23 protein-coding genes are annotated in these 26,637 nt (G+C 72.2%); 19 read left to right on the top strand and 4 right to left on the bottom strand.

Features of this window, described 5'->3' with window-relative positions; genetic code table 11:
• The first annotated feature begins 42 nt into the window (after positions 1-42).
• Positions 43-1,845, top strand: coding sequence for an ABC transporter ATP-binding protein (locus ACIBQ6_RS18535; protein ID WP_358294294.1), 1,803 nt, complete (start codon positions 43-45; stop codon positions 1,843-1,845).
• Positions 1,842-3,620, top strand: coding sequence for an ABC transporter ATP-binding protein (locus ACIBQ6_RS18540; RefSeq protein ID WP_397213152.1), 1,779 nt, complete (start codon positions 1,842-1,844; stop codon positions 3,618-3,620). The genes ACIBQ6_RS18535 and ACIBQ6_RS18540 overlap by 4 nt, the downstream gene beginning before the upstream one ends.
• Before the next feature lie 10 nt (positions 3,621-3,630).
• Here ACIBQ6_RS18540 and ACIBQ6_RS18545 read toward each other — a convergent pair whose 3' ends face one another.
• Entirely contained in the window at positions 3,631-4,020 is a 390-nt protein-coding gene (locus tag ACIBQ6_RS18545) for an ATP-binding protein (RefSeq protein ID WP_352358361.1), read from the bottom strand.
• Complete coding sequence (locus tag ACIBQ6_RS18550) at positions 4,013-4,849, bottom strand: MEDS domain-containing protein (protein WP_397213154.1); 837 nt, start codon at positions 4,847-4,849, stop codon at positions 4,013-4,015. Before ACIBQ6_RS18550 ends, ACIBQ6_RS18545 begins: the two co-directional genes overlap by 8 nt.
• Positions 4,850-4,982: 133 nt before the next feature.
• On the opposite strand from ACIBQ6_RS18550, the gene ACIBQ6_RS18555 reads away from it, so the two are divergent.
• From ACIBQ6_RS18555 to trpA, 9 genes are all read left to right on the top strand, one after another.
• Positions 4,983-5,366: an STAS domain-containing protein gene (locus tag ACIBQ6_RS18555; RefSeq protein ID WP_352358357.1), complete on the top strand. Its 384-nt coding sequence runs from the start codon at positions 4,983-4,985 to the stop codon at positions 5,364-5,366.
• A gap of 8 nt (positions 5,367-5,374) precedes the next feature.
• Complete coding sequence (gene hisI / locus ACIBQ6_RS18560; RefSeq protein ID WP_397213156.1) at positions 5,375-5,710, top strand: phosphoribosyl-AMP cyclohydrolase; 336 nt, start codon at positions 5,375-5,377, stop codon at positions 5,708-5,710.
• 11 nt (positions 5,711-5,721) lie between these two features.
• Positions 5,722-6,372, top strand: a complete 651-nt coding sequence (locus ACIBQ6_RS18565) for a TIGR02234 family membrane protein (RefSeq protein ID WP_397213158.1) — start codon at positions 5,722-5,724, stop codon at positions 6,370-6,372.
• Positions 6,373-6,479: 107 nt separating this feature from the next.
• Complete coding sequence (locus ACIBQ6_RS18570) at positions 6,480-7,196, top strand: DUF4190 domain-containing protein (protein WP_358293874.1); 717 nt, start codon at positions 6,480-6,482, stop codon at positions 7,194-7,196.
• A 144-nt stretch (positions 7,197-7,340) separates the two neighbouring features.
• Positions 7,341-7,913, top strand: a complete 573-nt coding sequence (locus ACIBQ6_RS18575; RefSeq protein WP_357968152.1) for a CD225/dispanin family protein — start codon at positions 7,341-7,343, stop codon at positions 7,911-7,913.
• 20 nt (positions 7,914-7,933) lie between these two features.
• Positions 7,934-8,365: a DUF2752 domain-containing protein gene (locus tag ACIBQ6_RS18580; RefSeq protein WP_358293872.1), complete on the top strand. Its 432-nt coding sequence runs from the start codon at positions 7,934-7,936 to the stop codon at positions 8,363-8,365.
• Positions 8,366-8,484: 119 nt separating this feature from the next.
• Positions 8,485-9,324, top strand: coding sequence for an indole-3-glycerol phosphate synthase TrpC (trpC, locus tag ACIBQ6_RS18585; protein ID WP_125630391.1), 840 nt, complete (start codon positions 8,485-8,487; stop codon positions 9,322-9,324).
• A gap of 20 nt (positions 9,325-9,344) precedes the next feature.
• Positions 9,345-10,568: a tryptophan synthase subunit beta gene (gene trpB / locus ACIBQ6_RS18590; protein WP_387667473.1), complete on the top strand. Its 1,224-nt coding sequence runs from the start codon at positions 9,345-9,347 to the stop codon at positions 10,566-10,568.
• Between the two features lie 85 nt (positions 10,569-10,653).
• Positions 10,654-11,448 (top strand): tryptophan synthase subunit alpha, encoded by a 795-nt coding sequence (trpA, locus tag ACIBQ6_RS18595; RefSeq protein ID WP_358293870.1) that lies wholly within the window; start codon positions 10,654-10,656, stop codon positions 11,446-11,448.
• Between the two features lie 82 nt (positions 11,449-11,530).
• Here the strand turns inward: trpA and ACIBQ6_RS18600 are convergent, their stop codons facing one another.
• Entirely contained in the window at positions 11,531-13,258 is a 1,728-nt protein-coding gene (locus ACIBQ6_RS18600; protein WP_358293868.1) for a beta-galactosidase family protein, read from the bottom strand.
• A 106-nt stretch (positions 13,259-13,364) separates the two neighbouring features.
• Between ACIBQ6_RS18600 and ACIBQ6_RS18605 the strand changes: the two genes are divergently transcribed.
• From ACIBQ6_RS18605 to ACIBQ6_RS18635, 7 genes are all read left to right on the top strand, one after another.
• On the top strand, positions 13,365-14,204 hold the full coding sequence (locus ACIBQ6_RS18605; protein WP_397213161.1) for a helix-turn-helix transcriptional regulator: 840 nt from the start codon (positions 13,365-13,367) through the stop codon (positions 14,202-14,204).
• Positions 14,205-14,348: 144 nt separating this feature from the next.
• Positions 14,349-14,858, top strand: a complete 510-nt coding sequence (locus ACIBQ6_RS18610; RefSeq protein ID WP_358293865.1) for a MauE/DoxX family redox-associated membrane protein — start codon at positions 14,349-14,351, stop codon at positions 14,856-14,858.
• A complete protein-coding gene (locus tag ACIBQ6_RS18615; protein WP_387666545.1) occupies positions 14,830-15,594 on the top strand; it encodes a DsbA family protein in 765 nt (254 codons plus the stop codon). The genes ACIBQ6_RS18610 and ACIBQ6_RS18615 overlap by 29 nt, the downstream gene beginning before the upstream one ends.
• A gap of 111 nt (positions 15,595-15,705) precedes the next feature.
• Positions 15,706-16,626, top strand: coding sequence for a prolipoprotein diacylglyceryl transferase (gene lgt, locus ACIBQ6_RS18620; protein ID WP_397213163.1), 921 nt, complete (start codon positions 15,706-15,708; stop codon positions 16,624-16,626).
• Positions 16,623-17,327 (top strand): VIT1/CCC1 transporter family protein, encoded by a 705-nt coding sequence (locus ACIBQ6_RS18625; RefSeq protein WP_397213165.1) that lies wholly within the window; start codon positions 16,623-16,625, stop codon positions 17,325-17,327. Before lgt ends, ACIBQ6_RS18625 begins: the two co-directional genes overlap by 4 nt.
• Before the next feature lie 1,049 nt (positions 17,328-18,376).
• The gene (locus tag ACIBQ6_RS18630; protein ID WP_397213167.1) at positions 18,377-19,384 is read left to right on the top strand and encodes a hypothetical protein; all 1,008 of its coding nucleotides are present in this window, start codon (positions 18,377-18,379) and stop codon (positions 19,382-19,384) included.
• Between the two features lie 133 nt (positions 19,385-19,517).
• Complete coding sequence (locus tag ACIBQ6_RS18635; RefSeq protein ID WP_358293856.1) at positions 19,518-20,108, top strand: hypothetical protein; 591 nt, start codon at positions 19,518-19,520, stop codon at positions 20,106-20,108.
• A gap of 162 nt (positions 20,109-20,270) precedes the next feature.
• Here the strand turns inward: ACIBQ6_RS18635 and ACIBQ6_RS18640 are convergent, their stop codons facing one another.
• Positions 20,271-21,812 (bottom strand): bis-aminopropyl spermidine synthase family protein, encoded by a 1,542-nt coding sequence (locus tag ACIBQ6_RS18640; RefSeq protein WP_397213169.1) that lies wholly within the window; start codon positions 21,810-21,812, stop codon positions 20,271-20,273.
• A gap of 314 nt (positions 21,813-22,126) precedes the next feature.
• Here ACIBQ6_RS18640 and gltB point away from each other — a divergent pair, with 314 nt between their 5' ends.
• Entirely contained in the window at positions 22,127-26,632 is a 4,506-nt protein-coding gene (gltB, locus tag ACIBQ6_RS18645) for a glutamate synthase large subunit (protein WP_397213171.1), read from the top strand.
• Positions 26,633-26,637: the final 5 nt, after the last annotated feature.

Consider the following 26,637-nt stretch of genomic DNA (forward strand, 5'->3'; position numbering starts at 1 on the left):
AGGGAAAAATACCGAGTGGCGAGCAAGGTCACCTCGGCCGTCATGCGTCAAGGACTGCGGGTCCTTGGGGTGGCCATTCGCACGGAGAGAGCCGTGTTCGCGATGGCCGCGCTGGCCAGCGCGGTCTACGGCGGCATGACCGTCGCCTCGGCCTGGGCACTGGGCTGGGCGACGCAGAACGTGGTGCTGCCCGCCTTCGACCAGGGCCGGACCTCCGCCGGCGCCATGTGGACCGGCGCGCTGCTGATCATCGGCACCGCGCTGCTCAAGGCGATCGGCGTGGCGGGGCGGCGCATCCTGGCCGGCGTCGTGCAGTACCGCATGCAGGCCAGGTCACGCAGGGACGTGACCAAGCAGTACCTGCGGCTGCCGCTGTCCTGGCACCACCGGCACCCGACCGGGCAACTGCTGTCCAACGCCAGCGCCGACGCCGAGGCCGCCTGGGCGCCGCTCGCGCCGCTGCCGATGGCCGTCGGCGTGCTGGTCATGCTGTTCACCGCGGCCGTCGCCATGCTGTTCACCGACCTCGTGCTCGCGCTGGTGGGCTTCCTGATCTTCCCGGCCATCGCCGTGCTGAACCTGGTCTACCAGCGCCGGCTCAGCCCCCTGGCCACCCGCGCCCAGCAGCTGCGCGCCGAGGTGAGCGAGATCGCGCACGAGAGCTTCGACGGCGCGCTGGTCATCAAGACCCTCGGCCGCGAGGAGCTGGAGACCGACCGGTTCCGCCGCCGCGCCCACGAGCTGCGCGACGCCAACATCGCCGTCGGCCGGGTGCGCGGGCTGTTCGACCCCATGCTGGAGGCGCTGCCCACGATCGGCGTGCTCGCCGTGCTGGGGGTCGGCGCGCTGCGCCTGTCCACCGGCTCGATCGACTCCGGCGACCTGGTGCAGGTCGCCTACCTGTTCACGCTGCTGGCCTTCCCGATCAGGGCGCTGGGCTGGGTGCTGGCCGAGCTGCCGCGCAGCGTCGTCGGCTGGCAGCGGGTGCAGGCCGTGCTCGACGCCGAGGGCTCCATGGACTACGGCGACGCGCCCGTGGCCTCGTCCGGGCCCGCCGAGCTGAAGGTGGCCGGCGTGTCCTACGCCTACGACCAGGCCGAGGTGCTGCACGACGTCACCTTCGACGTGCCGCCCGGCCGTACCGTGGCCCTGGTGGGGCCGACCGGGTCGGGCAAGTCGACGCTGGTCCAGCTGCTGGTCCGGCTCGTCGACCCCGGCTCCGGGCAGGTGCTGCTCGACGGCGTCGACGTGCGTGACCTGCCCTACGGCGCCATCGCCGGCTCGGCCGCGCTGGTGCCGCAGCAGACGTTCCTGTTCGACGACACCGTACGCGGCAACGTCGCGCTCGGCCTGGACGCCGGCGACGAGGACGTGTGGGCGGCGCTGCGCCTGGCCCAGGCCGACGGCTTCGTCGGCCGCCTGGGCGACGGGCTCGACACCCGCGTCGGCGAGCGCGGCGCGTCGCTGTCCGGCGGCCAGCGCCAGCGCATCGCGCTGGCCCGCGCGGTGGTCCGCCGCCCGCGCCTGCTCATCCTCGACGACGCCACCTCCAGCGTGGACCCCCAGGTCGAGGCCAAGATCCTGCACGGCCTGCGGGACACCGCGGAGGCCACGACCGTCGTGGTCGTCGCCTACCGGATGGCCACCATCGCCCTGGCCGACGAGGTGGTCTACCTCGACCACGGCCGGGTCGAGGACCGCGGGACCCACGAGGAGCTGCTCGTGCGCTGCCCCGGATACCGCAACCTGGTGACCGCCTACGAGCGCGAGGAGGCCGAACGGGCCGCCATCGACCTGTCGCCGGCCCCGGACGCCGAAGAGGAAGAGGAAGAGGTCAGCGCATGAGCGAGGCGCTCCAGGGCAACGTCGAGCGGTCGGCGCTGGCCACCATCTGGCACGGCCTGTCGCTCACCCCCGAGTTCCGCAAGGGGCTGGCCGGCACGCTCGGGCTGGCCGTCGTGGCGACCATCGGCAAGATCATCGTGCCGATCGCGGTGCAGCAGACGATCGACACCGGCATCAAGAGCGGCACGCCGGACCTGCCGTACATCACCCGGGCCGTCCTGGTGTGCGCCGCGGCCGTGCTGCTGACCGCGCTGGCCGGCTACATCATGAACGTGCGCCTGTACAAGGCCACCGAGTCCTCGCTGGCCAGCCTGCGCGTGCGCGGGTTCCGGCACGTGCACGACCTGTCGGTGCTCACCCAGAACAGCGAGCGGCGCGGCGCGCTGGTCTCGCGGGTCACCAACGACATCGACCAGATCAGCACGTTCATGCAGTGGGGCGGGCTGATGATCATCGTGGCGTTCGGCCAGCTCTTCGTGGCCAGCGTGCTCATGCTGGTCTACTCCTGGCAGCTCACGCTGCTGGTGTGGGTGTGCTTCGTGCCGCTGATGATCGCGCTGCCGCGGTTCCAGCGGCTGTTGTCGCGGGCGTACACGACCGTGCGCGAGCGGACCGGCGACATGCTCGCCGCGGTCAGCGAGTCCGTCGTCGGCGCCGCCGTCATCAGGGCCTACGCCTCCGAGCGGCGTACCGCGGACCGCATCGACAAGGCCGTGGACGCCAACAGGACCGCGCAGATCAAGGCGCAGACCATCGTCGGCTTCGTCTTCCCGCTGACCGAGATCGTCGCCGCGCTGGCCATCGCCGGGATCGTGCTCCTCGGCGTCCGGCTCGGCGTGTCCGGCGACATCACCGCGGGCAAGCTGGTGGCCTTCCTCTTCCTGGTCACGCTGTTCGTCTCGCCGCTGCAGACCGCCACCGAGGTGCTGAACGAGGCCCAGAACGCGGTGGCCGGCTACCGCCGCATCCTGGGCGTCCTGGACACCCCGCCGGACGTCGCCGACCCCGGCGAGAAGGGCGTGCGGCTGCCCAGGGGCCCGATCTCGGTGGCCTTCGAGAACGTGCACTTCTCCTACCCGGGCGGCCCGCCCGTGCTGCGCGAGGTCTCGCTGGAGATCCCGCCGCGCTCGCGCGTCGCCGTCGTCGGCGAGACCGGGTCGGGCAAGACCACGTTCGCCAAGCTGCTGACCCGGCTCATGGACCCGGTCGGCGGCCGCGTCACGGTGGACGGCCACGACCTGCGCGACGTGCGCTTCTCCTCCCTGCGCGAACGCATCGTCATGGTCCCCCAGGACGGCTTCCTGTTCGACGGCACCCTGGAGGACAACGTCCGGTACGGCAGGCCGTCGGCCACCCGCGAGGAGATCCAGCTCGCGATGACCGAGCTGGGCCTGGCCGACTGGGTCGAGGGCCTGCCCGCGGGCCTGGACACGCCCGTCGGCCAGCGCGGGGAGTCGCTGTCGGCGGGCGAGCGCCAGCTCGTCGCCCTGGCCCGCGCCTACCTCGCCGACCCCGACCTGCTGCTGCTGGACGAGGCCACCTCGGCCGTCGACCCGGCCACCGAGGTGCGCCTGGCCCGCGCGCTGGAGGGCGTCACCAGGGGCCGCACGGCCGTCTCGATCGCCCACCGGCTCTCGACGGCGGAGAACGCCGACGAGGTGCTGGTGTTCGACGCCGGCCGCCTGGTGCAGCGCGGCCCGCACGCCGAGCTGGTCACCCAGCCCGGCGTCTACGCCGATCTGCACGCCTCCTGGGTCTCGGCGGCGCACTCCTGATCGCGCGTTCCTAGTCGAGGGCGGCGGCGAACGTCACGCTCGTGCCCGCGGGGCCGGACACGATCGTGATGTGGTCGCACAACATCCGGGTCAGCCACAGCCCCCGCCCGCGGAACTCCAGCCCCGCGGGCGGGCGCGCCTCGCCCATCCAGCCGGGCGGCAGTCCGGGGCCCTGGTCGGTGACCTCGCACCACAGCCGTCCCTCGCCCGACCACAACCGCAGCCGTCCCTGGCCGCCGCCGTGCAGGACCGCGTTGGTGGTGATCTCGTTGACCGCCAGCACGAAGTCCTCCAGCCGCCGGCCGCTCAGCCCCTCGTAGGCGGCCTGCTCGGCCACGGCCCTGCGCAGGAACGTGATGCGCCCGCGCGCGAAGGTCGCGCGCAGCACCTGCCTACCCATCGCCCACCCGGCGGACGACGACGTGCGTGTCGGCCCTGACCAGCCGGAGCACCCGGGCCACCCGTTCGGCGCAGACGACCACGGTCGAGCCGTACGGCCTGGCCGCGGCCGTGACGGTCAGCAGCCGGGCCGAGCCGGCGTCGATGAAGTCGAGGTGGGAGGCGTCGATCACGACCTGCCCCGGCTCCTTCTGCAGCGGCGACAACACCGAGCCGAACGCCGACCTGTTGGTCAGGTCTACGTCGCCCCACACCCGCAGCCCCGGCGGCGAGGAGGTGCTGGCGAAGCGCAGCAGGGCCTGCTCGGGCGCGATGGGGTGCACCGCGGTGGCCCGCTCGATGGCGTCGAGGGGGAACAGCTCGCGGTCGTACTGGCACACCGCGGCCAGCCAGCGCTCGCCGAACAGCTCGTTGGCGGTGGCCTCGAACGCCGCCTGGGCCTGCGCGTCGCGCGCTCCCCAGGAGGCGTCGATCAGCGCGTAGACGCCGTGCTGGCCGTGCCTGCGCGCCCGGTGGTGGGCGTCGGCCAGGGCGTGCAGCAGGCGGTCGGGGTCGAGGCGGCCGTCGGTGAAGTGCGTGTCGGCGCAGGACAGGATCTCCACCTGCCCGGCCGCCTCGGCGTCGTCGAGCCCCGGGACGAGCGGCGCCAGCCAGCCCCGGGTGCGCTCAGGGGTCTCCGCATGGGTGATGATCACCACCTTGGTCCGGCGGCGCAGCCCGTTGAGTGTGAACTGCCTGGTCGTCGTCATGCGCTCCCGCTCGCCCTCGAACGGCAGGCAGACGTGGTCCCCCAGATCCGGGTCGAGGACCGAGCCCGCGACGTGCACCACGATGTGTCCTCCCTAGCACGCGTCGCCTAGAAATTACCGTGATGCCCGCGATCACGTAGCGCGTTCTCGGCAAAACACACCGTCACCCGTTCCCGCCGGTGTACGTTTTCGGCGGGGCCGCCCAGGAAGGGTCATGAAAGGCATGGGCGTGGACGTACTGGAGACGACGCACAGCAGGCACGGGGACATCGTGGTGGTCGCCCTCGCGGGCGAGGTCGACGTGGACAACGTCGCCCGGGTCAGGAGGTGTCTCGACGAGGCGATGGCGGCCGACGGCACGCGGCTGGTGGTCGACCTGACCGGGCTGACCTTCATCGACACCACGGGGCTCGGGGTCCTGGTGCGCCAGCTCGCCGCGTTGCGCGACAGGGACGGCACGATGGCGCTGGTGGCCTCCGACGGCCAGGTGCTGCGGCGGCTGCGCAGGACGAACCTGGCGGCCCTGTTCCCCATCCATGACACCTTGTCGCAGGCGCTGGCCCAGCCGGAGGCGGGAGCACGGGGGAGGGCTGGTTGAATGGCACCATGTCCCTCGACCCCGAGATCGCCGTACGGCTGAAGCGCAACGCGGACGGCCTCGTGCCCGCCATCGCCCAGCAGCACGACACCGGCGAAGTGCTGATGATGGCCTGGATGAACGACGAGGCGCTGCACCTCACGCTCACCACCGGCCGGGCCACCTACTGGTCGCGCAGCCGCGACCGGCTGTGGGTCAAGGGCGACACCTCCGGGCACGTCCAGCACGTCAAGAGCGTGGCCCTCGACTGCGACGGCGACACCATCCTGCTCAAGGTCGACCAGGTCGGCGCCGCGTGCCACACCGGCGACCGCACCTGCTTCGACGCCGGTCTGCTCGGTTAGCGGCTCCCGGCATGACGTCTGGTGAGGTCTCCGGCAAGGGCTCCGGGAACGGGCGGCGCGAGTTGTGGGCGTGGCTGGCGCCGACCGTCCTGGGCAGCTGCCTGGTGCTGCTGGCGGCCGGTCAGGTCTGGGTGCGGGTGCTCGGCGCGCAGGCCGCCGACGCGGTCGCGCCGACCGGCGGCGACCTGAGCCCCGTGCTCTCGCCGCTGGCGCTGGCGGGGCTGGCGGGCGTGGTGGCCGTGCTGGCGACCAAGGGCGCCGGGCGCCGGGTCGTCGGCGCGCTGGTCGCGCTCTGCGGCGCGGGCGCGGCGGCGGGCACGTGGGCGGGGCTGGCCTCGGCCACCGTGACCGGCTGGCTGCGCGAGCACAACGCGGTCCGCGCGGTGGCCGGCCTGCCCTGGGAGCCGGTGCCGGGCTGGCCGGTCGTGGCCGGGCTCGGCGCGTTGCTGCTCCTGGCCGGCGGCGTGCTGGCGGCGGTGCGCGGCGGCAGGTGGGCGGGCATGTCGTCGCGATACGACAGGGCCGCCGACGCGACGGACGAGCGGGCGGGCGACAGGCCGGGCGCGGTCGCGGCCACGGCCCGCAGGGGCCACGAGGACCGCGAGTTGTGGGACGCGCTCGACCGCGGCGACGACCCGACGGAGTCCCCGGAACCCCGCTGAGGTCGGTAGTTACGAAATCTCCACGGTTCTGAACCTCTGTCTGCTTGGCAAACGTTTTCTCAATAAGCTGCCGTTGCAACTCGCCAAGAGACAAGAGGAGCCAGCTCATGAGCTACGGGGACCAGGGCGGCAGCGGGGGCCACGGCGCGCAGCCCCCCGGCGGAGGTTACGGCCAGCAGCCGCCCACCGGCGGCGGCTACGGCCAAGGCCCGGCCTACGGCCAGCAGCCCCAGAGCGGCGGCTACGGCCAGCAGCCCCAGCACGGCGGGGGTTACGGCCAGCAGCCGCAGAGCGGCGGCGGTTACGGCCAGCAGCCGCAGAGCGGCGGCGGCTACAACCAGCAGCCGCCCAGCGGCGGCGGTTACGGCTACAACCAGCAGCCGCCGAGCTACCCCCAGGAGCCTTTGGGGTACGGCCAGCAGCCGCAGCCCCCGAGCGGCGGCTACGCCCAGCCGGGCTACGGCCAGCAGAATTACGGCCAGCAGAATTACGGGCAGCAGGGCTACGGCCAGCCCGGCTACGGCCAGTACGGCGCCCCGCAGCAGCCCCGCTCCACCAACGGCATGGCGGTGGCCTCGCTCATCCTGGGCATCGTCGGCCTGGTCACCTGCGGCGCGACCAGCATCGTCGGCGTCGTCCTCGGCCACATCGCGCTCAACCGCATCAAGCGCACGGGGGAGGAGGGGCAGGGCATGGCGATGGGCGGCCTGGTGACCTCCTACATCATGGTCGTGCTGTTCGTGCTGTTCTGGATCTTCTTCGGCGGGTTCTGGCTGACCCTGATCGGCATCGGCTCGGCGGCCTCCGTCAGCGACTACTCGTGAACGGGCGGGGCGCAGCGTGACGCCCCGCTTGCGGTGTGATTACGAATTGTCCGCAACGTGGGCGTTAGTCCACGTAGGGAATGCTTTATCGCTAGGCTGCCGCGCGCAACTCGCTTCACGCTGACGACATGAGGAGTCACGAGCATGAGTTACGGAAACCAGGGCGACGGCGGTTACGGCGCCCAGCCGCCCGGCGGCGGTTACGGGCAGCAGCCGCCGAGCGGTGGTGGCGGCTACGGCCAGCAGCCGCCCAGCGGCGGCGGTTACGGCGGCGGCTACGGCCAGCAGCCCCCGAGTGGCGGCGGCTATGGTGAGCAGCCACCCGGTGGCGGCTACGGCCAGCAGCCCCCGAGCGGTGGCGGCTACGGCCAGCCCCCTGGCGGCGGTTACGGGCAGCCGCCCGGTGGCTACCCCGGTGGCGGTTACGGCCCCGGTGGCGGCGGCACCCCGCCGGACAACCAGCTGGTCCCGGCGATCCTCACCACCCTGTTCTGCTGCCTGCCCCTCGGCATCGTGGCGATCGTGAAGTCGTCGCAGGTCAACTCCAAGTGGCAGGTCGGCGACATCCAGGGCGCCATGCAGGCGGCCGAGGAGGCCAAGACCTGGTGGAAGCGCAGCCTGATCTTCGGCGCCATCGCCATCGTCCTGCTCATCATCTTCTACGTGGTGGTGTTCGTGCTGCTCGCCGCCTCGACGAGCAGCTACGGCTCGTACTGACGGACTGGGATACTGACGGCATGGACATCGCAACAACCGGGCGGCGGGGGACGGGGCGGCTGAAGGGCCTGCTCGCGCCGCTCGGTGTTGCGGCCGCGGCGGGGGCCGTGGTCGGCGTGGTCGGCGTGGTCGACCCCAACCAGCCCGGCCACTACCCGACCTGCCCGTTCCTGTGGGTCACCGGCCTCTACTGCCCGGGCTGCGGCACGCTGCGCACGATCCACGCGCTGGCCCACCTCGACCCGCTGGCCGCCCTCGGGCTCAATCCGCTGGCCGTCGCCATGATCCCGTTCCTGCTGTTCTGGTGGGGCCGGTGGGTCGTACGGGCGTGGCAGGGCAGGCCGCGGCGCACCACTTTGGCCCATCCGGCGTGGCTGTGGGCCTTCCTCGGGGTCGTGATGGTCTACTGGGTCGTCCGAAACCTCCCCTTCGGGGCGTTCCTCGCGCCGTAGTACGGGCCCTGTGGCGAGGTGACCCCGGTGGGGCCGATACCATCGCAGGACAAGGCCGAGAGCGGACGCGAGGCGAACTCTCTGCCACCCCCACTGTCAACCGGAGGGACCCCAAGCGCGTGAGTGAGCGGACGGAAGGACCAAGTGTCCTCGACGACATCCTCGAAGGGGTGCGCGCCGATCTCGCCGCACGTCAGCAGGCCGTGTCGATCGACGAGCTCAAGCGGCGAGCCGAGCGGGCCCAGGGGCCCAGAGACGCGATGGCCGCCCTCGGGGGTGACAGGATCTCGGTGATCGCCGAGGTCAAGCGGTCGAGCCCGTCCAAGGGCGCGCTCGCCGCCATCGCCGACCCCGCCGCGCTCGCGGCCGACTACGAGGCCGGCGGCGCCCACGTGATCAGCGTGCTGACCGAGCGGCGCAAGTTCGGCGGCAGCCTGGAGGACCTGGCGGCCGTCCGCGCCCGCGTCGACATCCCCATCCTGCGTAAAGATTTCATCCTCACCTCCTACCAGCTCTGGGAGGCCCGGGCCCACGGCGCCGACCTGGCGCTGCTGATGGTCGTCTGCCTGGAGCAGGAGGCGCTGGTGTCGCTGATCGAGCGGGCCGAGTCCATCGGGCTCACCCCGCTGGTCGAGGTGCACACCGAGGAGGAGCTGGAGCGGGCGGTCGCCGCCGGGGCGCGGGTCATCGGGGTCAACGCGCGTAATTTGAAGACTCTTGAGGTCGACCGCGACGTCTTCGCGAAGCTGGCGCCGAAGATCCCGGATAATGTGATCAAGATCGCCGAGTCGGGCGTGCGCGGCCCGCACGACCTGCTCGCCTACGCCAGGGGTGGCGCCGACGCCGTCCTGGTGGGGGAGAGCCTGGTCACCGGCAAGGATCCGCGCAAGGCCGTGGAGGCGCTGGTGACCGCCGGCGCTCACCCGTCGACGCGCCCCGACCACTCAGCAGAGGGATAGCAGTGGCTAACGAAGGCTCCATCCTCAGCGCCGCCGACCTGGCCGGTGGCGCGGCGTACGGCAACGACCCCGACCTGCACGGCAAGTTCGGCATCTTCGGCGGCCGCTACGTGCCCGAGGCGCTGATCCCCGCGCTCGACGAGGTGGCCGCCGTCTACGACAAGGCCAAGACCGACCCCGAGTTCCTGCGCGAGTTCGATCACCTGCTGCGCACCTACGCCGGCCGGCCGACCACGCTGACCGACGTCGCGCGCTTCAGCCAGGAGGCCGGCGGCGCGCGTATCGTGCTCAAGCGGGAAGACCTCACCCACACCGGCGCCCACAAGATCAACAACGTGCTCGGCCAGGCGCTGCTGACCAGGCGCCTGGGCAAGAAGCGGGTGATCGCCGAGACCGGCGCCGGCCAGCACGGCGTGGCCACGGCCACCGCGGCCGCCCTGCTCGGCCTGGAGTGCGTCATCTACATGGGCGCGGTCGACTGCGAGCGCCAGGCGCTCAACGTGGCCCGGATGAAGCTGCTCGGCGCCACCGTGGTGCCCGTCCACAACGGCTCCAAGACGCTGAAGGACGCCATCAACGAGGCGTTCCGCGACTGGGTGACCAACGTCGACACCACCCACTACCTGTTCGGCACCGTCGCCGGGCCCCACCCGTTCCCCGAGATCGTGCGCGACTTCGCCCGCATCATCGGCGTCGAGGCCCGTCGCCAGATGCTGGAGCTGACCGGCGGGCTGCCCGACGCGGTGTGCGCGGCGGTCGGCGGCGGCAGCAACGCCATCGGCATCTTCCACGCCTTCATCGGCGACGAGGGCGTGGCCCTGCACGGCTACGAGGCGGCCGGCCACGGCCTGGAGAGCGGCGAGCACGCGCTCACCCTCACCGCCGGCTCGGTGGGCGTGCTCCACGGCTCGCGCACGTACGTGCTCCAGGACGACGAGGGCCAGACGATCGAGTCCCACTCGATCTCGGCCGGCCTCGACTACCCGGGCGTCGGCCCCGAGCACGCCTGGCTGAAGGACTCCGGCCGCGCCACCTACCACGGCGTCACCGACGACGAGGCCATGGCGGCGTTCTCGCTGCTGGCCAGGACCGAGGGCATCATCCCGGCCATCGAGTCCTCCCACGCGCTGGCGGGCGCGCTGAAGCTGGGCCGCGAGCTCGGCCCCGACTCGACGATCCTGGTCAACCTGTCCGGGCGCGGCGACAAGGACATGGGCACCGCCATGAAGTACTTCAACCTCTGACGCCCCCGGCAGCGCGGCGCGGGTGACCGGACGACGGCCTGCGGCAGGGCATCATGGTGGGACTCGACCTTCGAAACGGACAGACATGACGACTCTTCAGACGGTTTTCGCCAAGGCGAAGGCGGACAACCGGGCCGCGCTCGTCGGCTACCTGCCTGCCGGCTTCCCGTCCAAGGACGGCGCGATCGCCGCCGCCGCGGCCCTGGTCGAGGCGGGCTGCGACGTCATCGAGATCGGCCTGCCCTACTCCGACCCGCTCATGGACGGGCCGACGATCCAGGACGCGGTGCACCGCTCGCTGCTCAACGGCACCCGCATCGCCGACGTGATGCGCACCGTCGAGGGGGTCGCCGCCACGGGGGCCGCCACGCTCGTCATGACGTACTGGAACCCGATCGACCGCTACGGCGCCGACCGGTTCGCCCGTGACCTGGCCAACGCGGGCGGCGTGGGCACGATCACGCCCGACCTGACGCCGGAGGAGTCCGAGCCGTGGCGCACCGCCTCGGCCGAGGCGGGCATCGACACGGTGTTCCTGGTGGCGCCCAGCTCCACGGAGGAGCGCATCAAGGCCGTGGTCGACTGCTGCACCGGCTTCGTCTACGCCGCCTCGCTGATGGGCGTCACAGGCGCCAGGGAGAGCGTGAACTCGGCGGCCGAGGGCCTGGTCAAGCGCACCCGCGCGCACACCGACCTGCCCGTCTGCGTGGGCCTGGGCGTCGGCACGGGCGCGCAGGCGGCCGAGGTGGCCCGCTACGCCGACGGCGTGATCGTGGGGTCGGCGTTCATCCGCCGCATCCTCGACGCGCCCGACGAGGCCGCGGGGCGCGAGTCGATCATGGCGCTGGCCGGTGACATGGCCCGCGGCGTGCGCCGCTGAGCCCTCTGCGGGCTGTCCCGATCATCACGAAGGCGCGTCCCCTGAGCGGGGGCGCGCCTTCCGTCATGTCGTGCCGCGGGGGTCAGCCCAGGTCGGGTTCCGCGCGCAGTTCCAGGGCCGGCCCCACCTGGTCCAGCTCCAGGACGACGATCTCGTTCGTCCCGGCGCGCAGCAGCGGGGCCGGGACGTAGAGGGTGCGCTGCGGGCCGCGGTCCCAGTAGCGGCCCAGGCAGAAGCCGTTCACCCAGACGTACCCCTTGCCCCAGCCGGGCAGCGCGAGGAACGTGTCGGCGGGCTCGTCCACCTCCAGGACGAACCGGAAGAACGACCTGGGCCCGGCCTGCGAGCCGTCGGCGAACGGCACCGCGGAGACGTCCCGCAGCGGGATCGGCCGCGCGCTCCACCCGTTCAGGTACTGCTGGTGGTGCAGGACGCCGCCGGTCAGGCCCTTGCTCTCGCCGGTCAGCGGCCCGTAGTTCGTCCGTCCCATCGACTCCACCAGCAGCTCCACCGTGGCGGGGCCGGACACCGTCACCTCCGGCTCCTCGGCGTCGCGCTCGAACACCCCGGCGAGCCGGCCGTCCACGAACACGTGCGCCCGGTCGCGCAGCCCGGGCAGCCGCAGCCGGTACGCGCCGCGCGGCCCCGGCACCTCCGCCCGGTACAGCACCAGCCCGTGCTCCAGCCCCAGCTCCTCGAACGACGGCGGCACCGGCGCGCTCGTCCCCGGCCCCGCCACCGCCTCCAGCGCGTCGCCCAGCGACACCGACTGGACCGGCCGCAGCGTCGCCGGCGGCAGCACGGCCGGGACCGGCGGCACCGCGGGCGGCTCGCCCGCGTACCGCGACAACACCTCGCGGAAACGCCAGAACTTCTCGGTGGGCGCCCCGCGCTCGTCGATCGGCGCGTCGTAGTCGTAGGAGGTGACGGTCGGCCGCCAGTCGCCCATCGCCCGCTCGCCGGCCTGGTTGGCGCCCGCCCAGGTGCCGAAGTTGGTGCCGCCGTGGGCCATGTACAGGTTCACCGACGCGCCGAGCTCAAGGATGCGCTCCAGGACGGCGGCCGCGTCACCGGCGTCCCTGGTCATGTGCTTGTGGCCCCAGTGGTCGAACCAGCCGCACCAGAACTCCATGCAGAACGGCGGATCGTCCGGCCGGTGCTCGCGCAGCGCGGCGAACGCCCGGTCGGGGTCGGAGCCGAAGTTCACCGTGGCCAGCACGCCCGGCAGGGTGCCGCCGGTCAGGTACCAGTCGGCCGGGCCGTCGGAGGTGAACAGGGGCACCTCGACGCCCCTGGCCGTCAGGCCGTCGGCCAGGTGGCGCAGGTAGGCCAGGTCACTGCCGTAGGAGCCGTACTCGTTCTCCACCTGGACCATGATCACATTGCCGCCGCGGGTCACCTGCCGCTCGACGACCTGCGGGAGCAGCCGGTCGAAGTAGCGGTCCACGTGGCCCAGGTACTCGGGGTCGCAGGTCCTGATCCGGCCGGTGAGCCAGGCGGGCAGGCCGCCGTTGTCCCATTCGGCGCAGATGTAGGGGCCCGGCCGGACGATCGCCAGCAGCCCCTCCTCGGCCGCCGCGTCCAGGAACGCGCCCAGCTCCTCCGTCCGGCGGAACTCGCCCCTGCGCGGTTCGTGCAGGTTCCACGGCACGTACGTCTCGACGGTGTTCAGCCCCATCGCCCGCAGCATCGCCAGCCGGTGCCGCCACTGCCCGGGATGCACCCGGAAGTAGTGCATGGCGCCCGACAACACCCTGAACTCCGTGCCGTCGAGCCGGAACACTCCGTTCTCGACCGAGAAAACACCCATAACCGTTCCTCCGATAGGATTTCGCGCCCCGCAACCCTTCCAAGACCGCAGGTCAACGGCCATGGACAAACCCAGACAACCTGTTGGACTCACCCGCGGAGACCGGATGACCCCGCCCTACGACAAGTGGATGCAGTACCTGACCCCGGGGCCCGCCCATCGCGGGCTCGGCCTGGTGTGCCTCGGCGTCGGACGGCAGGAGGGGCGGCTGCCCACGGTCGGGCCGCGCACCCTGCAGCACCACGTGGCCGTCCTGGTGACCGCGGGCCGCGGCTGGTTCTCCCAGGGGGAGGGGCCCGTCGTCGACGTCGTCGCGCCCGCCGTCCTCTGGCTCCTGCCCGGCGTACGCCACCACTACGCGCCCGACGAGGCCGGCTGGGACGAGTGGTTCGTCGACTTCACCGGCCCCGCCGCCACCGCCTACCAGGACCTCGGCTTCGTGGACGCCGGCAACCCGGTCACCCCGCTCACCACGGCGGACCCGGCCGCCCACGCCATCGGCCGCATCGCCCAGGCGTGCCGCAGGGGCGGCCCGTACCTGGAGGTGGAGACCTCGGCCATCGTGCACGAGGTCCTGGTCGCCCTCAGGCGCAGCCGCGCCGACGAGGACCCCTACGGCGACCCGGTGCTGGCCGGGCTGGCCAGGGACGCGTGCCTGCCGGTGCCGGTCGCCGAGCACGCCAGGCGCCTCGGCATGCCGCTGACCGAGCTGCGCCGCGCCGTGCGCCGGCTGGCCGGGTGCAGCCCCAAGGACTACGTGCTGTCCATCAGGCTCAACCGGGCCAAGGACCTGCTGGCCACCACCGACCTGCCGGTCGCCGCCGTGGCCCGGCGCGTCGGCTACGACGACCCGGCCTATTTCACCAGGTTGTTCACCCGCCGCGCCGGTCTGCCGCCGAGCGAATTCCGGACGCAGCAGTATCGTGGACTTCCTACCATTTCATGAACGGGACTCTGCCTTAGCCGACGCTTATCCCGAGCGTGATCGGATGATGTCCCGGTACTGTGCGCATTCCCGGCGCAGAGAAAGAGGAGATCACCCGTGGCCGCGTCACAACCGTCACACAACGGCAGATCGGCGATACCCTGGGTGACGACCGTCGCCCGGCTGATCCTGGGGGGCGTGCTGATCGCGGCGGGGGCGCTGAAGATCGGCAATCCGTCCGACTCCGTGGTCGCGGTCAAGGCGTACCAGCTGCTGCCCGAGTCGATCGCCGAGATGGTGGGCTATGTCCTGCCGATCCTGGAGATCGTCGTCGGCGTGCTGCTGGTCGTCGGTCTGCTGACCAGGGTGGCAGCGGTGATCGCCGCGCTGCTCATGTTCGCCTTCGTGTTCGGCATCGCCTGGGCCTGGGCGCACGGCCTGCGGATCGACTGCGGCTGCTTCGGCGGCGGCGGCCAGCTGGAGACAGGACAAGAGCCGGCCTACCTGCTCGACATCCTGCGCGACTTCGGCCTGGTGCTGCTCGGCGCATGGACGGCCCGCTTCCCGCCGGGACGGTTCGCCCTCGACGGGGCGCTCGGACTGGCGGGTGCCGTGGAGGACACAGGTGACGAAGAGGAGATCGAGGATGAGCAAAGCGCAGCGCACCAAGTCTGACGGGAACATGTCGGCGCGCGAGAAGATCAGAGAGCAGCAGGCGGCGGCCCGCGCCCAGGAGAAGCGCAAGAAGCTGGTGACCTACACCACGGCGGCCGTGGTCGCGGTGGCCGCGGTCGGCCTCGGCGCGTGGTGGTCGATCAGCTCCTCCAAGTCGGAGCAGGCCGGGGCCGACCTCGCGCCGATCACCCTGCAGCCCGACGGCAGCGCCGTGATGGCCAAGGCGGGCGTGACGCAGCCGGTGGTCGACATCTACGAGGACTTCCAGTGCCCGGTCTGCAAGGAGCTGGAGCGGGTCAGCGGATCGACCTTCAAGAACCTGGCCGCCGAGGGCAAGGCCAAGGTCGTCTTCCACCCGATCACGATCTTCTCCAGGGAGCCGACGAAGGGCAACTCCGTACGCGCGGCGGCGGCCGCCCGCTGCGTCGCCGACGGCAAGCAGTGGATGGCCTTCCACGACCTGATCTACAAGAACCAGCCGGCCGAGACCGTCGAGGGGTTCAAGACCGACCAGCTCGTCGAGTGGGGCAAGGAGGCCGGGGTCACCTCGCCCGATTTCGAGAGTTGCGTCACGTCCCAGAAGCACGCTCCCGCCGTGCTGACCGACAGTTCGAAGATCATGTCGGCGCAGTCGATCGAGGGCACGCCCACCGTGAAGCTCAACGGCACCAGCATCGGCGAGGCGGCGTTCTCGCCGCAGCAACTTCGCGATGCGGTCACGAAGGCCGCCAAGTAGCCGCAGGCTGCGCTACCCTCACCTGACATGCCCCTAGCCTCGATTCCCAGCCCTTCCCAGGGGGTCTGGTATCTCGGAATCATCCCGATCCGGGCCTATGCCCTGTGCATCGTGCTCGGCGTCGTCGTCGCCGTCTGGCTGAGCGAGCGGCGCTGGGTCGCCCGCGGCGGCCAGAAGGGGACGATCATCGACATCGCCGTCCCCGCGGTGATCTTCGGTCTGATCGGCGGCCGGCTCTACCACGTCATCACCGACTGGCAGACCTACTTCGGCAGCCGTGCGATCAAGGAGCCGTACCAGGCCCTGTTCATCTGGGAGGGCGGGCTCGGCATCTGGGGCGCGATCGCGCTCGGCGGCGTCGGCGTGTGGTGGGCCGTGCGCAAGCGCGGCATCTCCATGAGCGCCGTCGCCGACACGGTCGCGCCGGGCATCGCCTTCGCGCAGGCCATCGGCCGCTGGGGCAACTGGTTCAACCAGGAGCTCTACGGCGGTCCGACCACGCTGCCGTGGGGCCTGGAGATCGACGTCGACCACGGCGGCGAGCCGGGCGTGCTGTACCACCCGACCTTCCTGTACGAGTCGCTGTGGGACGTCGCGCTCGGCTTCCTGCTCATCCTGGCGGGCAAGCGGTTCGCGCTGCGGCACGGGCGGCTGTTCGCCCTCTACGTCGCCGGGTACACGCTGGGCCGCTTCTGGATCGAGGGCCTGCGCATCGACCCGGTCGGCGGGGTCGACCACGCGGTGACCTTCCTCAGCCTGCGGCTCAACCAGTGGACGTCCATCGTGCTGTTCGTCGGCGCGCTGGTCTACCTCTGGCTGACCAGGAACAAGGACACCGAGGAGCGGGTCGTGCCGCTCGACCCGGCGGTCGATCCGGCGCACGAGAGCGGCCAGGCCGATCCCGGCTCGTCCGACGCGCCGGCCGCCGTGGCGGCCGAGCCCGTCGAGCCCGTCGAGCCCGCTGAGCCCGCCGAACCCTCCGACACCGACGCGGACGACGATGCCGCGACGAAGGAGAAGAACCCGCGATGACCGGCGGCGCGGAGATCCACCACCGCCATCGCGACGTCAGCGGGGGCTGGTTGCGGCCCTCGGTGTTCGGCGCGATGGACGGCCTGGTGTCGAACTTCGCGCTCATCGCCGGCGTCGCGGGCGGCACCGCCACCACCAAGGTCGTCGCCCTCAGCGGCGTGGCCGGGCTGGCCGCCGGGGCCCTGTCCATGGCGGGCGGCGAGTACGTCTCCGTGGCCAGCCAGCGCGAACTGGCCCAGGCCGAGATCGCCGTCGAGCAGCGGGAGCTGGCCGGCAACCCGGAGGCCGAGCTGGCCGAGCTGGCTCAGTCGTTCGTGGACAAGGGGGTGGAGCCCGACCTGGCCGCGGCGGTGGCCGGGCAGATCTCCCGCAATCCCGAGCGGGCCCTTGAGGTCCACGCCCAGAACGAGCTGGGTGTCGTTCCCGGCGCGCTGCCCTCGCCGAAGGTGGCGGCGGTGTCGTCGTTCCTGTCGTTCAGTGTGGGGGCGGTGCTGCCGCTCCTGCCGTACCTGTTCGGAGTCGAGGGGCTTACCTTGTCGGCCGTGGTGTCGTGCGCGGCGTTGTTCGGGGCGGGCGCGCTGGTGTCCGCCGTGACGGCGCGCAGCTGGTGGTACTCGGGGTTGCGTCAGCTCGTGGTGGGCGCGGTGGCCGCGGGCATCACGTACGGGCTGGGCAACCTGATCGGGGCGTCAGGACTGTGAGATCGGGACGACGCTCCGGCGACTCCGCCGACTCCTCCGGCACCGGCCCCAACACCCCGGGCACCGGCGGCGCTTCCGGCGGGTATGGCGGTGCTCCTGGCACCTATGACACTTCCGGCCGTTCCGGTGGTGGTCCTGGGGCTTATGACGGTTCCGGCCGTTCCGGTGGTGGTCCTGGGGCTTATGACGGTTCCGGTCGTTCCGGTGGTGCTTCCGGTGCTGCTGGCGGGACCGGTGAGGTCGGGGGCGGCGGGCGAGCCGGTGGTTCGCGTGGCGGGCGTGGCGCGGGGTCCGGGAGGGCTCGTCGCCGTTCCGCTGCTCGCGCCGCTGAGGCCGCGGCCCCCGAGCAGCCGGCGACCGGTGGCGACGGCGGCCAGGACCTCTGGGCGGCCCGCCGCGCCGCCCGCCCCCAACAGCCCGCCGACGCGGGCTGGGCCGCCCGCCCACCCGCCCCCCAGGGGCCCGACGCTTCCTGGCCCTCTCAACCTGCCCCTCAGGGCTCCGACGCACAGTGGGCGGCTCGTTCCGGGTCACAGGGCTCGAACGCGCAGTGGCCTGCTGGTCCCGGCTCCCAGGGGTCTGACACGCAGTGGCCTGCTGGTTCCGCCGCCTCTCAGGGGTCGAACGCCCAGTGGCCTGCTGGTTCTGGCTCGCAGGGCACGGACGCGCAGTGGCCCGCCGGCTCCGGCTCGCAGGGGTCGGACACGCAGTGGGCGGCTCGTGGTGATGTGCAGGGATCCGACGCTCAGTGGGCGGCTCGTGGTGAGCGGAGTGACGGTCAGCGGCCCGCGTCCCCGGCTTCCGATGCCGGATGGGCCGCGCAGCCCGCCGCGCCGGAGGCGTCCACGCCCGCCGACGACGCCGACGCACCGCGCGGCAGACGTTCCCAGCGGGGCAGACGTTCCCAGGCAGCCGTGGAGTCCGGCCGGGGCAGGCGTGCCCAGGAGGGCGGAGAGGCGTCCCGGGGGAGACGCGCCCACGACGGTGGGGAGACGGCTCGCGGGAGGAGGCGGGCGCCGGACAACGACGACTCCGTCTGGGCCGCGAGCATGGACGACCTGGCGGAGGCCGCCCGTACGGGCCGTCGCAGCACGGCCACCGACGGCGGCGAGCAGTCGCGTCCGGGACGCCGGAGCGCCCCCGCGGACGGTGGCGGGCCCGACGACGCAGCCGAGGGTTTCGCCGCGTTCGGGGCGTCGGGATCGTCCGCGGAGTCCGGAAGGACCGGGGGGTCCGCCGAGTTCCCGACCGGCTCCGGGTCACGCAAACGGCGCCGCACACCGCGCTCCGACTGGCAGTTCCCGGTGCTCACCGAGTGGGGCCTGCGTCCGGAGCAGCAGCGGCTGATCGTCATCATCGCCACGGTCATCGGCGTCGTCGCGGGCGCGACGGGGCTGGTGGCGGTCGTCGGCTCGCTCGGCGACTACGCCCCCGAGCGGGAGGCCAACGCCGCCGTCCTCGGCCCGGACGCCGCCATGCCCATGTCCTACCAGGGCTGGAGCTCGCCCAAGCTGTTCGCGGCCCTGGCCGACCGGGCCAAGGACAGCCGGGAGCTCACCGACAAGGAGGTGTTCGGGCAGAGCGAGCTCGCGGTCTCCAAGAAGCTCACGCTCAAGCTCGCCGCCAAGCGCATCGACGCCGACTGCTCGGCCGCCCTGTGGGGCACGGCCCTGCTGGAGAAGGTGGCCGACGCCGACTGCCTCCAGGCGGCCCGCGGCCTGTACGTCAGCTCCGACGGCCGCTATGTCGGCCAGTACACGTTGCTCAACCTCAAGGACGGCCAGTCGGCCGGCGACCTGGTCGAATCCCTCAAGACGCTCTACCGGGGCGGCTGGGCACGGCCGTTGACCTCGTCGAAGGCGGCCTTCCCGGCGGGCGGTTACTCCGAGGGCGGCGGCTACGCGCTCGGCCACTACGTCGGCCTCGTCTGGCTCGGCAAGACCGACGGCCTCGACCCGACCGCCCGGGACGACTTCGTCTCCGTCACCCTGGCCCTGCGCGGCGCCGAGAAGTCCGTCTACCGCCGCGTCGTCGCGATCACAGGCCCGGCCTCGTGACGTCGCCTCGGGCGGCCGCGATCAAGGGAGCGGCCCTGATGTCCCACGTCGGAGGCGCGGCTCTGATGTCCCGCGTCGGGGGTGCGGTCGTGCTGTCCCGCGTCGGGGTGGGGTTCGCGGAGGCGGTCGCGTGATGTCCCGTCGGGTGGTCGTGGTGGCGGGGGTGGCCGTGGGGGTGCTGGCGGTCGCCGTGGCCGGGTGGTTGTGGCTGCGTCCGGGGGAGCCGCGGCCGGCCGCCTTCCGGGGCGAGCCCACCTCGGCCTTCTACGCGGCCGTCGACTCCCGTCAGGCCGACGCCGCGCCGCTGACCGCGCAGGAGGTCTTCACCGCCGAGACGCAGACGCTCGGCGCGCTGCGGCGGGTCTCCACGCAGGAGCACGACGACTGCGACGAGGTGTTGTGGGGAGCGTCGGCGTCCGGGTGCACGCAGGTGCTGGCGGCGGCGTACGAGGGCGACGGGCTGGCCGGGCAGTTCGCCATCTTCAACCTGCCCGACGGGCGCGCGGCCGACGCCCTGGTGGCGGCCCTGGGCAAGGACGGCTTCGTCCGGCAGGACGCCGCGTTCGACGCCGCCCGCAGCCGTGCCCAGGCGCGGGCCATGGGCCACTACGTGACGGTCAGCTGGGCGGGCGGCACGGTCTCCGCCGACGGCCTGGTCACGGCCCTGGTCGCCCTCGACGGTCTCGGCCGCGTGGTCCAGAACCGCATCCTCGCCGCCATCTGACCACCCACCCCCACCTGACCACCCACCCCCATCCGTCCACCTGCCCGCTCGAAGGGGCGCCGCGGGTGGCCTGCTGCTCGGAGGGTGGCGGTCGTCCGGCGGTTCGGCCGTCCTGCCGCCGCCCACCCACAACGCCGCTCCCGTCAGACGCCTTGCGCGGAGTCAGGGGGTTGTGGTGGTGAGGGCGGTGACGGTGGTGGAGACGGCGGCGGGGAGATCGGCCAGGCGGTGGAGGGGGGCTTCCAACGGGGTCAGGTCGTCGGACCAGGGCGCGGCCTGGCGGATGAGGGTGCGGGCCTCGTTCTTGGTGAGCGCCGTGCCCTGGTCGCGGGCCACCGCGATGAGCGCCTCCCGCCAGGTGTTGGCGAGCTTGGCGTGGCCGTTGTCGAGGATCCTGCGCAGCACCGCGTCGCCCGCCCCGGCGGGTTGCGGGCGGCGTACGGCGTCGAGCGCCCCGCCCGTCCGGCGGAACTCGTAGACGCCGGACAGCGCCTCGGGCAGCGGCGGCAGGTCGGCCCCCCACACGCGCACGTGCGCGGCGCGGGTGGCGAGCAGCACGCGGGGGAGCGCCGCCTCCAGCCCCGGCGGCAGCGCGACGGCCACCCGCTCGACGGCCGCCGCGTACGGCTTGGCCAGCCAGGTCGCCAGCCGCACCCGGGGCTGGGGCAGCTCCTTGGGCCACTCGCCCACCAGCAGGTCAGCCTCGAACCCGGCCAGATCGGACGCCGGGGCCGCCGCCGGGGCCGACTCGACCGACTGGGGGCCCTGGGTGTAGATGGCCGTGGCCTGACGGCCCAGCCGGGCGTTGACCGCCGGGCGGGTCTTGGTCGTGGGACGCAGCAGGTAGAGGTCGGCGGCCGAGCCGATCGCCTCCGCCCCGAAATAGCGATTGAAATCCGGATAGATCGCTTCGTAGGCGAGGTTGAGCTCCGACAACGCCTGCTGGACCTTGAAGGCCAGCATCGGCGTACGCTCGCTGGCCCCGTACGCCACCAGCACCCGCCCGTCGTCCTTCAGCCCCTCCACGGCGCGCGCCGCGAACAGCCCGATCCCCTCCGGCGTGTACGGCGGGTCGGTGAACGCCAGGTCGTGCTCCCGCGCCGAGGCCGGCAGCCCGAGCCGCAGGTCGGCCCAGCGCGTGCGGACCCCGAGCCCCTGCTCGTCGATGTAGGCCAGGATGCGCTCGTCGACGTCGACCACCGTGACGTCGGTCTCGGGATGGACCAGCTTGACGGCCAGCGAGGTCAGGTCGTGGTCGCCGACGCACAGCAGCCGCGCCCCGGGCAGCCAGAACCGCGCCCCGAGCAGCAGCGCGCGCCGCAGGGCCGTCTCGGGGGTGGCCGAGACGTGGTCGAGCACGTGACGGGCCCGCGGCGCGCCCGCGACCAGCGCGGTCAGGTGTTCGAGCACGCCGGGGTAGTGGGGGAGCAGGTGGGCCACCGGGTCTTCGGGCGGCGGCGCCATGGCCAGCAGGTCCTGGTAGGCGGGCGTGTCGCCGGGCGGCACCCGGAACGTCTCGCCCGAGCGCTCCAGGCGCACCTCGCGCAGCAGGGCCTCGACGGTCCGCCTGGAGGTGGCGGTCTCCCTGACCAGGCCGGCCAGGGACCACCACTGGCCGTCGCACAGGAGGGTGAGGGCGTGCCGCAGCCGCCTGCCGTCGACGCCCGCCTCGGCGAGCAGGCGCTCCACGCCGTCACGATCCATGCGCCAACCCTATCGAGGGGCGGGCCCGGCTCCGGCCGCCCGCCGGGGAGGGCCGGGCTCGTCCGCAAGGAGCTTCCCGGGGCTCGTGAGAGCCATGGGACAACAGGGGCGTGACCTGGGAATTCCGATGGCCGGGTCCGGGGTTTGGGATGGGGAGTTCGGATGCTGGAACCGTGCGCAATGTTCGCAATGCGGACGTGGCGGGCACCATTCCGGCATCGTGCGGTAATCTCTACCCACGATATGCAGCAGGGCCAACGTCGTCCCCGCCTGTAGAGCAGTTCTTGACAGACGAAGACGACGGGAGGGATTCAATGCCTGCTGCCCACCTCGGATTCCCCGAGCCTCAGGGCCTCTACCACCCCGCCAACGAGCATGATGCCTGCGGTGTCGCCATGGTCGCCGACGTCGCCGGACGCCGTGGGCACACGATCGTGGTCAAGGCGCTGACGGCGTTGTGCAATCTCGATCACCGGGGAGCCAAGGGTAGCGAGCCGGACACCGGCGACGGAGCCGGGATCCTGACGCAGATCCCCGATGGGTTCTACCGCGCGAGCGTGCCGTTCGCGCTGCCCGAGGCCGGCGCGTACGCGACCGGCATCGCCTTCCTGCCGGCCGACGAGCAGGCCAGGGCCGTCGCCGTCGGCCTGATCGAGGAGATCGCGGCCGAGGAGGGCCTCACGGTGCTGGGCTGGCGGGACGTCCCCGTCGACCGCGCCCTGCCGGGCCCGAGCGCCCGCGCCGTCATGCCGCACTTCGCCCAGCTCTTCGTGTCGAGCCCCGGCGGCGAGCAGGGCCTCGACCTCGACCGGCTGGCCTTCTGCCTGCGCAAGCGGTCCGAGCACGAGGCGGACGTCTACTTCCCCTCGTTGTCGGCCCGCACGGTGGTCTACAAGGGGATGCTCACGCCCGACCAGGTGGAGCCGTTCTTCCCCGACCTGAGCGACGAGCGTTACGAGAGCGCGATCGCGCTGGTGCACTCGCGCTTCTCCACCAACACCTTCCCGAGCTGGCCGCTGGCCCACCCCTACCGGTACGTGGCGCACAACGGCGAGATCAACACGGTCAAGGGCAACCGCAACTGGATGCGGGCCCGCGAGGCGATGCTGGCATCGGCCCACATCCCGGGCGACATCTCGCGGCTCTTCCCGATCTGCGACCCCGACGGCAGCGACACCGCCAGCTTCGACGAGGCCCTGGAGCTGCTGCACATCGGCGGCCGGAGCCTGCCGCACGCGGTGCTGATGATGATCCCCGAGGCGTGGGAGAACCACACCGAGATGGATCCGGCGCGCCGCGCCTTCTACGAGTTCCACTCCTCCCTGATGGAGGCGTGGGACGGCCCGGCCTCGATCACGTTCACCGACGGCACCCTGGCCGGAGCCGTGCTGGACCGCAACGGGCTGCGTCCCGGGCGGTTCTGGGTGACCGCCGACGGGCTGGTCGTGCTGGCCTCGGAGGCCGGCGTGCTGGACTTCAAGCCCGAGGACGTCGTCCGCAAGGGCCGCCTGCAGCCGGGCCGCATGTTCCTCATCGACACCGCCCGCGGCAAGATCATCGAGGACGACGAGATCAAGGCCGAGCTGGCCGCCGCGCACCCGTACGAGGAATGGCTGCACGCCGGGCTGGTCAGGTTCGAGGAGCTGCCCGCGCGGCAGCGGGAGATCCCCACGCACGAGGCGCTGGTCAAGCGGCAGCAGACCTTCGGCTACACCGAGGAAGAGCTGCGGATCATCCTGTCGCCGATGGCCAGGTCCGGTGCCGAGCCGATCGGCTCGATGGGCACCGACACGCCGGTCGCGGTGCTGAGCGAGAAGCCGCGGCTGCTGTTCGACTACTTCACGCAGCTGTTCGCCCAGGTCACCAACCCGCCGCTGGACGCCATCCGGGAGGAGCTGGTCACCTCGCTGGCCAGCGTGCTCGGCCCCGAGGGCAACCTGCTCGACCCGGGCCCGACCTCCTGCCGCCAGCTCGTGCTGCCGTACCCGGTGATCGACAACGACGAGCTCGCCAAGATCATCCACATCAACGACGAGCACGACCTGCCGGGCTTCCACCCGCACGTCATCAGCGGCCTGTACGAGGTCGCCGGCGGCGGGCAGGCGCTGCTCGGCCGCCTTGAGGAGATCAGGGCCGAGGCGTCCAGGGCCATCGCCAACGGCGCGCGCATCATCGTGCTGTCCGACCGCGGCTCCTCCGACACGCTCGCCCCGATCCCGTCGCTGCTGCTCACCGGCGCGGTGCACCACCACCTGATCCAGGAGAAGACCCGGACCAAGATCGGTCTCGTCATCGAGACCGGCGAGGCCCGCGAGTGCCACCACATGGCGCTGCTCATCGGCTACGGCGCCGGCGCGGTCAACCCGTACCTGGCGATCGAGACCGTCGAGGACCTGGTCGACACCGGTGTGCTGCAGATCGGCAAGCACAAGGCCGTGCGCAACCTGATCAAGGCGTACGGCAAGGGCGTCATCAAGGTCATGTCCAAGATGGGCGTGTCCACGGTGGCCTCCTACACCGGCGCGCAGATCTTCGAGGCGCTCGGCCTGAGCCAGGAGGTCATCGACGCCTGCTTCACCGGCACGACGTCCCGCCTGGGCGGCGTCGGCTTCGACGTGCTGGCCGAGGAGACCGCCCAGCGCCACCGTCACGCCTACCCGCGGGCGGAGAACGCCCACCGCAGGCTCCAGGTCGGCGGCGAGTACCAGTGGCGGCGCGAGGGCGAGCCGCACCTGTTCAACCCCGAGACCGTCTTCAAGCTGCAGCACGCCACCCGCACCCGCCGCTACGAGATCTTCAAGGAGTACACGAGCCTCGTGGACTCCCAGGCCGAGCGGCTGATGACCCTGCGCGGCCTGTTCAAGCTGCGCAAGGGCCAGTCGATCCCGATCGACGAGGTCGAGCCGGTCGAGAGCATCGTCAAGCGCTTCTCCACGGGCGCGATGTCGTACGGCTCGATCTCGATGGAGGCGCACGAGACGCTCGCCATCGCGATGAACCGGCTCGGCGGCAAGTCCAACACCGGCGAGGGCGGCGAGGACCCCGAGCGCCTGTACGACGCCACCCGCAGGTCGGCGATCAAGCAGGTCGCCTCCGGCCGGTTCGGCGTCACCAGCGAATACCTGGTCAACGCGGCCGACCTGCAGATCAAGATGGCCCAGGGGGCCAAGCCCGGCGAGGGCGGCCAGCTGCCCGGCCACAAGGTCTACCCGTGGATCGCCAAGACCCGCCACTCCACGCCCGGCGTCGGCCTCATCTCGCCGCCGCCGCACCACGACATCTACTCGATCGAGGACCTCGCCCAGCTCATCCACGACCTGAAGAACTCCAACCCGGAGGCCAGGGTCCACGTGAAGCTGGTCGCCGAGGTCGGCGTCGGCACGGTCGCGGCGGGGGTGTCCAAGGCGCACGCCGACGTGGTGCTCATCTCCGGCCACGACGGCGGCACCGGCGCCTCGCCGCTGACCTCGCTCAAGCACGCGGGCGCGCCCTGGGAGCTCGGCCTGGCCGAGACCCAGCAGACGCTGCTGCTGAACGACCTGCGCGACCGCATCGTCGTGCAGGTGGACGGCCAGCTCAAGACCGGCCGCGACGTCGTCATCGCCGCCCTGCTGGGCGCCGAGGAGTACGGCTTCGCCACCGCCCCGCTGGTCGTCTCCGGCTGCGTGATGATGCGGGTCTGCCACCTCGACACCTGCCCGGTGGGCGTGGCCACGCAGAACCCCGAGCTGCGCAAGCGCTTCAGCGGCAAGCCCGAGTTCGTGGTCAACTTCTTCGAGTTCATCGCCGAGGAGATCCGCGAGTACCTGGCCGAGCTGGGCTTCCGCTCGCTCGACGAGGCGATCGGGCACGTCGAGATGCTCGACACCACGGCCGCCGAGAACCACTGGAAGGCCGGCGGGCTCGACCTGTCGCCGATCCTGCACCAGCCCGACCTGCCCGCCGGCACGCCCAAGCGGCGCACCGTCGAGCAGGACCACGGCCTGGAGCACGCCCTCGACAACACCCTGATCCAGCTCGCCGAGGGCGCGCTCAACGACGGCACCCAGGTCACGATGGAGCTGCCCATCCGCAACGTCAACCGCACGGTCGGCACGATGCTCGGCTACCAGGTGACCAAGCGGTACGGCGGCCAGGGCCTGCCCGAGAACACCATCGACATCGGCTTCACCGGCTCGGCGGGCAACTCCTTCGGCGCGTTCGTGCCCCGCGGGATCACGCTGCGGCTGACCGGCGACGCCAACGACTACCTCGGCAAGGGCCTGTCGGGCGGGCGGATCACCGTCCGGCCGCACGAGGAGGCGCCGCTCGACGGGCACATCATCGCCGGCAACGTCGCCCTGTACGGCGCCACGTCCGGCGAGGTGTTCGTCCGCGGGGTGGTCGGCGAGCGGTTCTGCGTCCGCAACTCCGGGGCCACGGCGGTCGTCGAGGGCGTGGGCGACCACGGGTGCGAGTACATGACCGGCGGCCGGGTGGTCGTGCTCGGGGCGACCGGGCGCAACTTCGCGGCCGGCATGTCCGGCGGCGTGGCGTACCTGCTCGACCTGCGGCCCGAGCGGGTCAACCGGGAGATGGTCGCCATCGAGACGCTGACCGAGCAGGACGCGGAGTTCCTGAAGGAGACGGTCGAGAAGCACTTCGCCGAGACCGCGTCCCCGGTGGCCAAGCAGCTGCTGGCCGACTGGGACGCCGCGCTCGCCCGGTTCGGCAAGATCATGCCGACCGACTACAAGAGGGTGCTGGCGGCCGCCGAGGCCGCCCGCGCCGAAGGCAGGGACATCGACGAGGCCGTCATGGCGGCTGCGGTTCAGGGCTAGGGAGG

The organism is Nonomuraea sp. NPDC049655 (genome assembly GCF_044465465.1).
GTDB lineage: Bacteria > Actinomycetota > Actinomycetes > Streptosporangiales > Streptosporangiaceae > Nonomuraea.

Excerpts from the sequence above, each read along its gene's own strand:
- ACIBQ6_RS18535 (WP_358294294.1), top strand. The coding sequence starts at position 43 with ATGCGTCAAGGACTGCGGGTCCTTGGGGTGGCCATTCGCACGGAGAGA.
- ACIBQ6_RS18540 (WP_397213152.1), top strand. The coding sequence starts at position 1,842 with ATGAGCGAGGCGCTCCAGGGCAACGTCGAGCGGTCGGCGCTGGCCACC.
- ACIBQ6_RS18545 (WP_352358361.1), bottom strand. The coding sequence starts at position 4,020 with ATGGGTAGGCAGGTGCTGCGCGCGACCTTCGCGCGCGGGCGCATCACG.
- ACIBQ6_RS18555 (WP_352358357.1), top strand. The coding sequence starts at position 4,983 with ATGAAAGGCATGGGCGTGGACGTACTGGAGACGACGCACAGCAGGCAC.
- hisI (WP_397213156.1), top strand. The coding sequence starts at position 5,375 with ATGTCCCTCGACCCCGAGATCGCCGTACGGCTGAAGCGCAACGCGGAC.
- ACIBQ6_RS18565 (WP_397213158.1), top strand. The coding sequence starts at position 5,722 with ATGACGTCTGGTGAGGTCTCCGGCAAGGGCTCCGGGAACGGGCGGCGC.
- ACIBQ6_RS18570 (WP_358293874.1), top strand. The coding sequence starts at position 6,480 with ATGAGCTACGGGGACCAGGGCGGCAGCGGGGGCCACGGCGCGCAGCCC.
- ACIBQ6_RS18575 (WP_357968152.1), top strand. The coding sequence starts at position 7,341 with ATGAGTTACGGAAACCAGGGCGACGGCGGTTACGGCGCCCAGCCGCCC.
- ACIBQ6_RS18580 (WP_358293872.1), top strand. The coding sequence starts at position 7,934 with ATGGACATCGCAACAACCGGGCGGCGGGGGACGGGGCGGCTGAAGGGC.
- trpA (WP_358293870.1), top strand. The coding sequence starts at position 10,654 with ATGACGACTCTTCAGACGGTTTTCGCCAAGGCGAAGGCGGACAACCGG.
- ACIBQ6_RS18600 (WP_358293868.1), bottom strand. The coding sequence starts at position 13,258 with ATGGGTGTTTTCTCGGTCGAGAACGGAGTGTTCCGGCTCGACGGCACG.
- ACIBQ6_RS18605 (WP_397213161.1), top strand. The coding sequence starts at position 13,365 with ATGACCCCGCCCTACGACAAGTGGATGCAGTACCTGACCCCGGGGCCC.
- ACIBQ6_RS18615 (WP_387666545.1), top strand. The coding sequence starts at position 14,830 with ATGAGCAAAGCGCAGCGCACCAAGTCTGACGGGAACATGTCGGCGCGC.
- ACIBQ6_RS18625 (WP_397213165.1), top strand. The coding sequence starts at position 16,623 with ATGACCGGCGGCGCGGAGATCCACCACCGCCATCGCGACGTCAGCGGG.
- ACIBQ6_RS18630 (WP_397213167.1), top strand. The coding sequence starts at position 18,377 with ATGGACGACCTGGCGGAGGCCGCCCGTACGGGCCGTCGCAGCACGGCC.
- ACIBQ6_RS18635 (WP_358293856.1), top strand. The coding sequence starts at position 19,518 with ATGTCCCGTCGGGTGGTCGTGGTGGCGGGGGTGGCCGTGGGGGTGCTG.
- ACIBQ6_RS18640 (WP_397213169.1), bottom strand. The coding sequence starts at position 21,812 with ATGGATCGTGACGGCGTGGAGCGCCTGCTCGCCGAGGCGGGCGTCGAC.
- gltB (WP_397213171.1), top strand. The coding sequence starts at position 22,127 with ATGCCTGCTGCCCACCTCGGATTCCCCGAGCCTCAGGGCCTCTACCAC.